Raw genomic sequence first — 12,848 nt, 5'->3', positions numbered from 1 at the left:
ACCAATCTCACGCGAGACGCCTGTTATATCAGCATTATAGAAACAATGTTTCATTTTTCCGTGATCGTGGTTTTATTTTATAAAACATTCTTCATATTTTCACCACCTGGTTCAGATCTGATGAAAACATTCGTACAGGGAAAGCACAGGAGCGAAGAGCCAATAAATGCAGAAATAACAAAGGCCCGAATGGGCCTTTGTGGGGAGACTACGGTAAATTACTTCAGGTATTCGCCAGAGCGCAGCGCTTCGATTCGCTTATCCAACGGCGGGTGTGACATAAACAGTTCGCTGAAGGATTTTGATTTGCCGTTAATGCAGAAAGCCATCATGCTGCTCTCTTCCTGTGGCTCGTAGCTGGTCTTCAAGCGTTGTAGTGCAGCGATCATTTTTTCACGCCCTACCAGCTTGGCTGAACCAGCATCGGCATGGAATTCACGGTAGCGTGAGAACCACATGGTAATAATGCTGGCAAGAATACCAAACACCAGTTCCAGCACCGTTGCTACAGCGAAGTAAACCAGCGGGTTACCGTTACTGCTTTCACCTTCGTCACGGTTGCCGGACAGGAAACCGGAAACGACTTGCGCAATGAGACGAGAGATAAAGATAACGAAGGTGTTTACGATCCCCTGAACCAACGTCATGGTCACCATGTCGCCATTCGCGATGTGGCTGATTTCGTGCGCGATAACTGCTTCGGCCTCATCACGGCTCATGTTTTGCAGCAAACCGGTGCTTACTGCCACCAGCGATGCATCACGACGGGCTCCCGTTGCGAACGCATTGATATCCGGTGCATGGTAGATTGCCACCTGTGGCATCGCGATCCCAGCCTGCTGTGACTGTGAACGAACGGTTTCCACCAGCCAACGTTCGGTTTCGTTACGTGGTTGTTCAATGACTTCACCGCCAACGGACCGTAACGCCATCCATTTAGACATCAGCAGTGAAACAAACGCACCGCCAAAGCCAAACAGCCCAGCCATAATCATTAAGCCCTGGACACTGCTGGACTGAATTCCCGTCAGGCTGAGTACCAGCCCGAAAACCAACATCACCGCCAGGTTGGTGATCAGGAAAAGCGCAATACGCATCATAAAAGTCTGATTTCCTCTCGCAGAAAGATTAAGTTGCAACACCTACATCGTATGGGTTGCCGTGGCATTTTCAAGTATTCTTAACTTTTCAGTTACTAAATCCACATAACTTTACACTTTTCAAAAGGAAAGCGGCATCCTGCCTACTGAAAACCCGATACGTCAGTGCGATAGCGTTCGTATAATGACACTAGGTACTTGTCTGTGACACGTGGATGGCTGGGAAAGTGATGAACGGTATCGCGATATTTCAGTTGGTGAAGAGAAGAAACGTTGAGGTAGGGAAAAAGAAAAACTCGCGCCGAGCGGCTTGTGGAGCCCAGCGCGATGTTCCGTTAGCGTGGCCGCGCTATCAGCTCTGTGCGTGTGCCATATCCGTACGCATTGAAGCAGTAACAGGCTGATGTTTAGGTGGTTTGACCCACAGGGTAATCAGCTGTGAGACGACAGACATAATAATAATGGCCATAAATGTCGCCTGGAATCCCCCGAGTTGTGCAGCGATGAACGAGCCAGACAACGCGCCGATACCAAACCCCTGATAAATCACGCCGTAGTTTTTACTGTGATTTTTCAGGCCGAAGAAATCGCCAACAATCGCCGGGAACACCGTGATGTTGCCACCAAAACAGAAGGCAATCGCGCTGACACAGATAAAGAACAGGATTGGATTAAGTGGCAGAAACGTCATCACAGACACCGCCAAAATCGTCACAAACAGCGTAAAAGTGATGACGCGCATACGCCCGACGTTATCGGAAAGCGCCCCAAGCACAATACGACCCACGGTATTAAAAATCGCAATCGCAGACACGGCATTTGCCGCCGTCGCCATATCCATTCCGGCCATTTGCACACCAATATCTTTTACAATACCGATCAAATACAGGCCGCTCATGCACGCAGTGAAGAAGATAATAAATAGCAAATACGATTCTTTGGTCGCCAACATCTCGGCCAGCGAGAAATCACGCGTCTGTCCCTGAACAGCAGCCTGCTGTACCGGCATTGCAGCAGGTTCTTTCAGCAGTGAACTTCCGACCAGAATCATCGCCATAACGATAATCCCCCAGTAGAAAAAGGCTTCTGACACACCTACTTCCGCAATCAAAAAGCTATTTACATATTTGAACAACAGACTTCCGGTGCCAAATGCACCAACCGAAATACCGGCGATCAACCCTTTGCGATTAGGGAACCATTTGATCAAATTGGACAGCGTCGTGATGTAAGCTGTGCCATCAGCAAAACCAACGACAACCCCCATCAGCAGATAAATCAGCGTCAACGACGGGCTCACCGCACTTGCCATCAGACCAGCGCCCAGGGCGATGCCTGCGATCATCGTCAGGCGGCGCAGGCCAATACGTTCCTGAAACTTACCGGCAAATAGCGTTGCAAATGCCAGACAGAAACTGGTAATGGAAAACGTCGTCGCAACGGAGCTCAGCGTCCAGCCAAATTTGTCCACCAATGGCTGGTTGAATAAACTCCAGGTGTAAATCGTGCCGAGTCCCATTTGGGTGATGATGGTACCGAGGACAATCAATCCCCGATTAACAGGTTTGGTATTCATGGGTTTTCCCCTACATCAAAAATTGGTCCGATTCACTCGGCACGCTAAAAATATAAGCTGATGTTGAGAAGAGAAAATCCATCAAAACACTGTCAGCTTATGGGCTGAGGCCAGTATACAAGCGGGCTGACAGTGGTTGTTCGAATGAGGAATGAGATGCCTGAAACGCGGAATGAAATGCCTTTAAAGACGCATCAATGACCTGAACGCCTTTATCTTGCTCCGGCTCACCGGGACTTCAAAATCCAGATCGTTTAATCGCAGGATATAGGTATTGTTAAACCACGGCACAATTTCACGGATTTTTGTCAGGTTGACGCAGTAAGAGCGATGGCAGCGGAAGAAATAGTCTTCCGGCAAGCGACTACAAAACTCCGTAATATTCATCGGCATGACGAATTCCTCCCGCCGAGTATAAACCAGCGTGACCTTTTCCTGTGCAGACGCGTAGTAGATATTGTTAATATCCGTGACGATAATCCGCTCATCTTTCATCAGATTAATCGTTTGCTGAGCCCCTCTTGGCGCCCCTGCATGCGAGCCAGTTTCAGCAGCAGGTGCAACCTGGCGCTGCTGCCAGGTCACTTCCAGTTTGCGCAGCATCGTGATGATGCGAGATTCATGATACGGCTTGAGAATGTAATCGAAAGCCTCGACTTCAAACGCCTCAACCGCATGTTCTTTGTAGGCCGTAATAAAAATGAGGTAAGGCTTATGCGCGAATTTGCTGATATTTTGCGCCAGCCAGACGCCGTCTAATGATGGGATATTGATATCCAAAAAGATCGCATCAACTTCGTTATGCTGAAGATACTTCAGGACATCCAGCCCATCATCAAATGTCGCCTCAACCGTAATATCACTGTGTTGTTTGATGAGGTAACTCAGTTCCTGCTGCGCAAGGAACTCATCTTCAACAATAATGGCTTTCATGGGTTGCCTCCTGTTTGCTCAGCAGCCTCTCTTGAGGATGGCGCTTGAATACTATCCGGCAATGCCGACGGGATTTTATCTTCTCGTGGGATGTAGAAATAAATCTCGGTCCCTGGTTCCAAACGGCGAATATGCAGGCCATCACCATAGAGCAAGCGGACCCGATGATGCACATTCAGCAGACCAATTTTATTGCCCGGTAATTCATTGCGCGCAACGCGATCCATCGTTTCCTGACTGATGCCGTGGCCAGTATCTTTTACCGCCACTAGCAGCTTATCGCCCTGATCTTTCACCGACAGCACCACGGTTCCCTTGCCTTTAAAAGGCTGAATCCCATGCACAATCGCATTTTCCACCAGCGGCTGAATTAATAAGCTAGGAATTTTGTACGCCACATCGTCGTCAATATCGTAAATCACCGTCAACTTAGCGCCAAATCTCGCCTGCTCAATCGCGATATAATCCTGAATTTGGTACAGCTCTTTTTTTATATCTATCAGCGCATCGTCGTTGAGTTCGAGGTTATAGCGTAAATAGCGAGACAGATTGATCACCAACTGGCGCGCCGTATCGGGATTAATACGAATAGACGAGGAGATCGCATTTAGAGCATTAAAAAGAAAGTGCGGATTGATTTTACTTTGCAGCGCTCTCAGTTCCGCTTTATTTGCCATATCTCGCAGTTGTTCTGTGCGGGATACTTCAATTTGCGTTGACATGATTTGTGATAAACCGACAGCCATCACGCGTAATGAATAGGTAATTTTGTGTGCATGGCGATAATAGATTTTCAGCGTACCGGTCACCTGCCCGTGTTCCCACAGCGGGATGACGATCATCGAATGGATCTCCGGCGTCAGATGTTGTTCATCATTATTTTTAATGATGATTTTCCCGTCATGCATCGCCTGCTGCGTCATCGGGCTGATAATATCGTGGCCAATATTATATTTCTCTTCCCCGATCCCTACGTAAGCCTGAATATGCTGCGTGTTTGTTATTGCCACTGCGTCCGCATTAATTTCAGTACGAATGATTCTACAAATGGCCGTGAGTGAGTCACTGTTAATATTGCGAAAATAGGGCAGTGTCTTATGGGCGATATCCAGCGCGAGCTTGGCTTGTCTGGCAGCAATCACCTCTTTTTCATTCGCCACACTCTGTACCAGCAATACGATCAGACCAATACATACGGAACCCAGGATCATTGGCACCGCAATTTTTGAAACAATATCCAGCCCTAACTCGATCGGCGTCGCCCACGCCACAACCAGTAGCATAGTTAATGACTCACATAGCATCCCGCCCAGAATCCCGATGCTCCACTGCTGCTCTTTTTTAACTTTCTTATTGATATAGCCCGAAGTGATACCAGCAATAATGCTGGTAATCAGACAAGGTATAGAGGTGATACCTTCAATATCAATGAGATAACGATGCGTTCCCGCAATGATACCGGTCGCGATCCCCACCCAAGGGCCAAAGAGAATACCGCCTGACATCACAGCAATCACGCGCACGTTGACAAGCGATCCCTCAACGTTAATGCCGGAATACGTACCGAACAGCGCAAACAGTGAAAAGATGGCCGTCACCGTCACCCGCTCTCTCGGCGAATGTTGCTCTTTTTGCAGCAATTGCCGGAACTGACGCGTCCTCGTCAGGAAGAATAGGCAAATTAGCATCAAGGCCGCGCGGTCAAAAACCGCAAGGAGCATCTCAAATATTTCGTGCACGGGACATCCGGTACTGGTTTACGAGCCTGCACTATAGAAAAAATGTGATCCACATTCCACTTTTTAGTCAGTTAACCGAATGGCAAGCGCACAGCATAAAAGCCAGCAGGCGCGGGCTTTTAAGGAGGACTGGTATAGCACCATCATTTATTTATACGTCTATCGGCTTATTCAATTTCAGTAACTGGGTGAACTCCTCGGCAGGCATCGGATGCCCAAACAAGTATCCCTGTGCTTCCTCACACCCTTTACTCCGCAGCCGTTCACTCTGCTCTAATGTTTCCACGCCCTCTGCAATCACGCCCAGGCCGAAACTTTTTCCAAGATACAGGATCGCCCGAACAATCGCCGCATCCGGCGGAGATTCACACATAGTTCTGACAAAGGTTTGGTCGATCTTCAGTCGCGTGACCGGGTAATTTTTTAGCATGCTAAGCGATGCATAGCCTGTCCCATAGTCGTCAAATGCAATGCCGATTCCCGCTTCCCGCAATGTCTTTAATGGCTGCAACATATTCTCATCGTACCGGAGGATAATGTTTTCCGTGATCTCCAATTCAAGAGAACTTGGTTCCAACCCTGTTTGAGCGAGCGTGTCCATAATCTTCTGCCCCAGCATACCGGTACGAAACTGCGCGCTAAAAAGGTTAATGCTGATACGAAAATATCTGTCGCTAGTCTGACACCACTCGGCGGCCTGCTTACATGCCGTTTCTACGATCCAATCGCCGACTCGCTCCGCCCACGGCCCATTTTCCAGTGCGGTGAGAAATGCGGCTGGGCCAAGCAATCCTCTTTCTGGGTGACGCCAGCGCAACAGTGCTTCCGCGCCAACAATCTCATTTGTCGCCAGTTTTACCTGTGGCTGATAGAACATTTCAAATTCATGCTGCTCGTAAGCTCGTACAAACTCGAGCTGAAAAGCATGCTTGGCCTGAAAGACCTCAAGCAATTCACGCGTGAAAAAACGGTAACAATTTCGCCCTTCTGACTTCGCTTGATATAGAGCTAAATCGGCGCTGGTCAAGAGATCTTGCACGGTTAGCCCATAGTCGGGGTATAGCACCGCCCCAATACTGGCACTAATATTGATTTGGTGATCGTCAATGATCATTGCCTGCGAAATTTCATGAATAATTTGCTCAGCAATTTTACCCGCGACCCTTTTATCATTCAGGCTGGGAAACAACAGCGCAAACTCATCCCCGCCCATTCTCGCCACGACATCACCGGAGCGGACCGTCGCTTTTATTTTTTTGGCAACATACACCAGAATATCATCGCCGCTGGAATGCCCCAGACTATCATTAACATCTTTAAATCCGTCCAGATCGACCATCATGATACAGACGGCAGGTTCATTCTTTAGCGCGGTTTCGAGATTAGAGGTTAATAACGTCCGGTTTGCCAACCCCGTGAGTGGATCCATGTGTGCTAATAAAAACAGCCGTTCTTCATTGCGTCGACGTTCTGTAATGTCACGCAATATCGCGCCATAGCTAATGTTGTCGTTGTCTTCCCACATAGAAACCGACAATTCAACGGGTACCAGACTGCCACTTTTAGCTTGCACATTCAGTTCCAGCGTCACACCTTTCATCAGCGAATCACGGTCAGTGACTAAATGGTTAAGCTGCACAATAAAGGCATCAGGCACGATGGTATTAATATTACGGCCAATAATATCCTCGTCACCATACCCCAGCATATTTTCCGCAGCGGTATTCCAGAAGGTAATCATTCCCTTCTCATTAACGCACAAAATTGTATCGGGAGAGGTATTGGCGATATTTTCAAAACGTATCTGACTGGCTTTACGCGCCAGCTCTAGGCGGCGCATTTCTAGTTTGTCCATCACCAATGAAGCCAGATCCTGCATATTATGCTCATCACGTTTGGTGAATGTGGCTCTGGGTTTTAAATCGATAACGCATAGCGTGCCAATAGCATGGCCGGATGGTGTAATTAATGGAATACCTGCATAAAAACGAATGTAAGGGATTCCCACAACCAGCGGGTTATTTTTGAAACGCGCATCTTTGAGCGCATCAGGCACCACCATGATCTTTTTCTTTAGAATCGTATGGGCGCAAAAAGAGACATCGCGAGATGTTTCACAAAAAGGCACCCCCACGCTGGCAGCAAACAGTTGGCGTTCAGCCTCAACTAATGACACCAGAACAATAGGCGCACTAAAGATGTTAGCGGCCAGGCTAATCAGGTTACTCAGGCTAGGGTCAAATAATACGTTCTTAATGCCATACTCACGAAGAGCAGCAAGACGTTTGTTTTCATCTTTGCTTATTGGGGCACGGCTCATGGGTTCCCCCCTCCCATCGTATTGATGTTCAGATTAGACAAAATTTTAGCTATAAATCCAAAATGTTGCAGTTATGAGCACGATAAGAACAGCGGGCCAACGTTAGCAAACCAAAGCCCCTTCTCTTGCCAGAAGTCACGACGCGTGGTAGCTAAGTGTTGAGTATGGCAAAAGATCCAGACTCTATCACCCCTTCGAATCATTAATAATAACAAGTGGAAGTATCAATTAAGGTGATAGATGGAAAGTGAAATAGAAAGATACCGATACACTCACAACGTTGAGCGATTAAGGTAGAAATAAAGAATAAGGTTGGCATATTCAAAGACTCACGACCAGATAACGACAATGTATTATCAAGTTATTAACAGAATATAACCAACCAAGGAAGCATCAGGCAGGAAAATAGGTTATTGAGTGTTCAGGGGTGTCATTTTTCGCTCGGATCACGACATCCCAAATCCCTGTATAAGGTACGGTTAAATACACTTCACCTTCAGCATGACGGCAAATAGAATCCTGCGTAGCACGATTCTCTTCTGTCATCGCTTCCTGTTCACCATTGCTCATTTGCACTTCAAATGTATTAGCACACCGGACAATTACCGTATCACCACCAAACAGATTTAAACACGTGCGAATTACAGACATACATCCTCCGCGATACGCAGTCATGCGCATACTTAATTAAACGAATTCATTGGTTAAATTTCCCACAACGGGATTTCCATAAGAGCAAAATGCATACTGCCAGATTATGATTTAGATCAAGTGACACCCATGTTTAAGTCAAATCAGGTGATGGAATAAGACGATACTATGACCATCTGACATTTATTAGAATTTTTGATAGTCAGGTGATAGCGTTTATATTGATGCTATCTCATACATCTGCACAGTTTTCCTGCACGCAATAACAACTTAAATTTTTCATGGTTGTATTTATGATGCCCTTCGCACATCAACGATACATAACATAGCTTTGGTTTCTTTAAACAAGATTAATATCCGCTTGATAATTTACAACCAAGGTTGTAAATTGAACGAATGAAAACGACACTTGCAGAACGATTAAAAACCGCCAGGACTGCACAAGGGCTTAGCCAAAAAGCACTTGGCGACATGATTGGTGTATCTCAGGCCGCCATACAGAAGATTGAGGTGGGGAAAGCGTCGCAGACAACCAAAATTGTTGAGCTTTCCAATGCACTCCATATCCGACCCGAATGGTTGGCAAATGGCGAAGACCCAATGCGTAGCGACAGGGTGATTAGATCACTCCGGGAATCGAGTATTCCGCCGACATCAAAATGGGGCACAGTATCAGCTTGGGACAGCACGACAGAACTATCAGAGGACGAGGTGGAAGTGCCTTTTTTAAAGGATATTGAGTTTGCCTGCGGCGACGGACGCATTCAAAGTGAGGATTACAACGGTTTTAAGCTCCGTTTTTCTAAAGCCACGCTGCGTAAGGTCGGTGCAAACACAGACGGTTCGGGCGTTCTTTGTTTCCCAGCAGCGGGAGACAGTATGGAGCCCATCATCCCGGATGGTACTACCGTCGCAGTCGATACCAACAATAAGCGCATCATTGATGGAAAACTCTACGCCATTGCTCAGGAGGGCAGCGGCAACGATAAGCTCAAGCGAATCAAACAGCTTTACCGCAAGCCTGGTGGCCTCCTTGTCATCCATAGCTTTAACCGCGATGCTGACGAAGAAGCTTACGAATCAGAAGTCGAGATCATCGGCCGAGTGTTCTGGTATTCAGTGCTGCTATAGCTCTATATAGGTGATTTTTCGCGTAAGGCGTTATAGCTTTTCCTCTCAACAAAGTCGGTGAACAATGCAGCACCGACTTTGTTTTCTACTTCAAAAACGTTTACCTTCGCCCAGATAACCTTACCCACACGTAACAGTTTTATACAATCACCGTGCTACTGTTTCATCAACCCTTGTTGATGTTGTGTTATTCCTCCTGTCTATGTGTTGCTTTCCCGCCTTGTGCGGGTTTTTTTTGGTGTGCTGGGCATGCACAGTAGCTCGGGGGTGAAAGTCCCCTGTCCAGCATGATGGTGGCGAAGGACTAGCGAAGCGCAAGGGCGTCGTCGCGAGGCGGGGTCTGAAGGAAACGTGGAGCAAAACCATGACCTGACGAACAGAAATCCGATATGAGGCCTGCCCGGCTAGCAGAGAAAGCCAATGATTGCGAAGGCCATAACTATCTGGTAGATCGGGCAGGAGCGTGGTGAAAGCGGCTGAGCTTACCCCAGGAGGCCTGTCCGGCGTCCTGCATTCAGGACTGAGTGCGCCGTAAGGTGCGCTGAACGGCGGACAGGCGTCAGCAGAAGGCATAGTAGGACAAAGTGGCCTGAAGGCCCGAACGGTAATGAGTGACGAGTATCAGCGGAGGTTCTTTCTCTGTGACTTTCCCTTACCTATCGCTTTACAACAGCCTCCTGCTTTCACAACCAAAAACAACCTAATTTAAAACTAAAGATGTTGACACAAAAACAACCATGGTTTTAAATGAACACGTAACACGGTTGTTGCACTTGAGACAGCAATGCTCGAACTCTCACATAGCAAAAATTATTTTCTTTAAGGATGAGGTAATATTATGACTGAGCCACAATTTCGCAGTAAAGGTCCTGAGCTTCTGGTTGAGCTTTCTCAACACGTTGCCGATACGGTCAAAAACGTCACGGAGTTGGATCCACAAACAGCCGAACTAGTCGGCAATGCCGTAGCCAAACACATGATGACCGTATGGGGTGGACAAAACGTTTATTTTCCGATGGGACTATCCTGGCGTGCTTCTCAGCGTGATCTTCAAATCTATGAAGAATTCGATGGTCGTAATCATAGCGCTCTGGCAAAAAAATATAATGTCTCGCTGCAATGGATTTATAAAATTGTCAGAACGATGAGGAAAGATGAGTTACAGGCAAAACATCAAAATAAGGCGTAACGATAAATTAAAATAAATTGATAATTAAAATAAAACCCTGATAAAAACCACAATATCTGACTTTAATAAAATACAACATAAATCATTCGAGTTATGCTCAATGCAATAACGTATTTCTATCTGCGATCTCTGGTCAATACACGAAAATTAAAATATAGTTAATATATTAAACATTTCCAGATAATTAATACAATGGGTGCATTTGCGTACCCATTATTTTTATATCTTTATCTATCCTCAGAAAAAACTCTTAGCACTACATAGTGCATGCAATAAAAAGTGCACGATCTCCCACCTTTTTATACAACTACCAGCTAAGAAACCCAAAAACGTGCACTTATAATGCACAAATCAATTTTTAAGCGTAAAGGGCATGATAACGTAGCCTCACGATCCATTTGGTGCAATTGAGAGCAATGAGCGAGAAAGTAAGAAAACGGTGGCAACGCCGACCCGGAACCACTGGTGGCAAACTCCCCTGGCAAGACTGGCGCAACGCTCTGACCTGGCGCAGAGCAACACAAATTCTACTACTGGCGATCAACATCTATATCGGCGTCACCTTCTATTTTTGGGTACGCTACTTTGAAACTGGCGGCACGAGTTTTTATATTTCAAGGCCAGGCGGTATTGAGGGCTGGCTGCCGATTGCGGGGTTAATGAACGTTAAGTTCACGTGGGAAACGGGTAATCTCCCCCCTATCCACCTTGCGTCAATGCTATTACTTCTCGCATTTATTCTCATCAGTCTGTTGCTGAAAAAATCGTTCTGTTCCTGGCTGTGCCCTATTGGCACAATTTCTGAGTGGATAGGTATATTGGGGGGAAAAACAGTTGACCGTCTTGTCATTCTTCCGAGGTGGCTAGACATTCCGCTACGTAGTCTGAAATACCTGTTATTGAGTTTTTTCCTCTACATCGCCTTATCAATGCCAGCACAGGGCATTTATATGTTTCTGATGTCACCTTACGGCCTGATCGCTGACGTCAAAATGCTCGGTTTTTTCCGCAATATCGGCACAATCACGCTGTTCTGCGTTTTTCTCTTTATGCTCGCCAGCCTGTTTATCCGCCATTTCTGGTGCCGCTATCTATGTCCTTACGGCGCACTCTTGGGCGTATTTTCGCTGCTATCCCCTTTCAAGATCCGCAGAAACGCCACCAGCTGTATCGACTGCGGCAAGTGCGCTAAAGCCTGTCCATCTAATATCCCAGTGGATAAACTGATTCAGGTGAGAACAGCCGAATGCACGGCCTGCATGACGTGCATCGAATCCTGCCCGGTGGCATCAACGCTCTATTTCTCATTGGTTCAGCCGTCAGGATCGCAGGAAAAAGGGTGTGAGGCAGCCAAACCGCTATGGCGACAAAGCGCACTATCCGGTATTGCCATGACGATACTGGTACTTGGTATCCTTTTCGGCACAATCGGTTTTGCAATACACATCGGCAGTTGGGACAGCCCAATTCCCGAACATATGTACTTCCGGCTCATCCCCGAGTCACAGAGCATTGGTCACCCGTAAATAAGGCTAGGTCAACGGTGATGAATACAAAATAGGATGGTTTTTTGGAAGAAACTTGAGGAAAAATTAAGGGCCCAGACAGGCCCCTGCTATTCATCTGCGCTTAACAACAGATTACATGTTATCGATGATGTCCTGCGCAAACTCGCTACATTTGCGCAGCTTAGCGCCTTCCATCAGACGTTCGAAATCGTAAGTCACGGTCTTGTTCTTGATAGCGCCTTCAACGCCCTTAACAATCAGGTCAGCCGCTTCGAACCATTGCAGATGACGCAGCAGTAGATTGAAGGAAAAACCACAACATACTGAACTATATAAAGAAAAATAGAAAATAGCGCATTGAACAGCATCGTTTTCATTAAGATAAATATCGATAGAAAACAGTGAGCTACTTTGTATTTTACTGAATACCTTTCCCCGAAAATTGCCTGTAATTTCACCCCTTAACAAATTTAACGGACTAATAACATGTCATCTGTAGCCTTCATTCTGTGCCTAGCTATGGCCGCCGTTATGGTGCTGGTGCATCCCGCGTTCTCTGTGCCATTTATCATTGGTGCATGCCTGATAACCAGTAAATCTCGCATGCACCTGGATAGCACGACCAGCATCATTCTCGGTATTACCGGCTTTCTGTTACTCCTGACACTCGTTATGTGCATCAGGAGTTGGCTGAAGTAATC

The 12,848-nt window shown here is 46.7% G+C and carries 10 protein-coding genes and 1 pseudogene; 4 read left to right on the top strand and 7 right to left on the bottom strand.

The window, feature by feature from the left end:
• Positions 1–218: 218 nt before the first annotated feature.
• From htpX to KP22_RS04160, 6 genes are all read right to left on the bottom strand, one after another.
• Positions 219–1,100 (bottom strand): protease HtpX, encoded by an 882-nt coding sequence (gene htpX, locus KP22_RS04185; RefSeq protein ID WP_039300309.1) that lies wholly within the window; start codon positions 1,098–1,100, stop codon positions 219–221.
• Positions 1,101–1,452: 352 nt separating this feature from the next.
• Positions 1,453–2,676, bottom strand: coding sequence for an L-lactate MFS transporter (locus tag KP22_RS04180; RefSeq protein WP_039322622.1), 1,224 nt, complete (start codon positions 2,674–2,676; stop codon positions 1,453–1,455).
• 183 nt (positions 2,677–2,859) lie between these two features.
• Positions 2,860–3,609 (bottom strand): LytR/AlgR family response regulator transcription factor, encoded by a 750-nt coding sequence (locus KP22_RS04175; protein WP_039300315.1) that lies wholly within the window; start codon positions 3,607–3,609, stop codon positions 2,860–2,862.
• Positions 3,606–5,348 carry a sensor histidine kinase gene (locus tag KP22_RS04170; protein WP_039300318.1) on the bottom strand — a complete coding sequence of 581 codons (1,743 nt, stop codon included), beginning with the start codon at positions 5,346–5,348 and terminating at the stop codon, positions 3,606–3,608. The genes KP22_RS04175 and KP22_RS04170 overlap by 4 nt, the downstream gene beginning before the upstream one ends.
• Before the next feature lie 151 nt (positions 5,349–5,499).
• Positions 5,500–7,668, bottom strand: a complete 2,169-nt coding sequence (locus KP22_RS04165) for a sensor domain-containing phosphodiesterase (RefSeq protein ID WP_039322619.1) — start codon at positions 7,666–7,668, stop codon at positions 5,500–5,502.
• Between the two features lie 393 nt (positions 7,669–8,061).
• Positions 8,062–8,319: a hypothetical protein gene (locus KP22_RS04160; protein ID WP_039300324.1), complete on the bottom strand. Its 258-nt coding sequence runs from the start codon at positions 8,317–8,319 to the stop codon at positions 8,062–8,064.
• Positions 8,320–8,715: 396 nt separating this feature from the next.
• Here KP22_RS04160 and KP22_RS04155 point away from each other — a divergent pair, with 396 nt between their 5' ends.
• The 3 genes from KP22_RS04155 (at position 8,716) to KP22_RS04145 (ending at position 12,165) form a co-directional block, all read left to right on the top strand.
• Complete coding sequence (locus tag KP22_RS04155) at positions 8,716–9,450, top strand: XRE family transcriptional regulator (RefSeq protein WP_039300327.1); 735 nt, start codon at positions 8,716–8,718, stop codon at positions 9,448–9,450.
• A gap of 838 nt (positions 9,451–10,288) precedes the next feature.
• Positions 10,289–10,639 carry a Mor transcription activator family protein gene (locus tag KP22_RS04150; RefSeq protein WP_039300330.1) on the top strand — a complete coding sequence of 117 codons (351 nt, stop codon included), beginning with the start codon at positions 10,289–10,291 and terminating at the stop codon, positions 10,637–10,639.
• Positions 10,640–11,055: 416 nt separating this feature from the next.
• Positions 11,056–12,165 carry a 4Fe-4S binding protein gene (locus KP22_RS04145; protein WP_039322616.1) on the top strand — a complete coding sequence of 370 codons (1,110 nt, stop codon included), beginning with the start codon at positions 11,056–11,058 and terminating at the stop codon, positions 12,163–12,165.
• Positions 12,166–12,279: 114 nt separating this feature from the next.
• Here KP22_RS04145 and KP22_RS21480 read toward each other — a convergent pair.
• Positions 12,280–12,456: pseudogene (locus tag KP22_RS21480) on the bottom strand (NADP-dependent isocitrate dehydrogenase); the annotation flags it as partial.
• 177 nt (positions 12,457–12,633) lie between these two features.
• On the opposite strand from KP22_RS21480, the gene KP22_RS04135 reads away from it, so the two are divergent.
• Positions 12,634–12,846 (top strand): hypothetical protein, encoded by a 213-nt coding sequence (locus KP22_RS04135; protein WP_039322613.1) that lies wholly within the window; start codon positions 12,634–12,636, stop codon positions 12,844–12,846.
• Positions 12,847–12,848: the final 2 nt, after the last annotated feature.

The sequence above is a fragment of the Pectobacterium betavasculorum genome, from assembly GCF_000749845.1.
Taxonomy (GTDB): Bacteria; Pseudomonadota; Gammaproteobacteria; order Enterobacterales; family Enterobacteriaceae; genus Pectobacterium; species Pectobacterium betavasculorum.
Note: the sequence above shows the minus strand (reverse complement) of the source record. Positions and strands in the feature narration are given on the sequence as shown.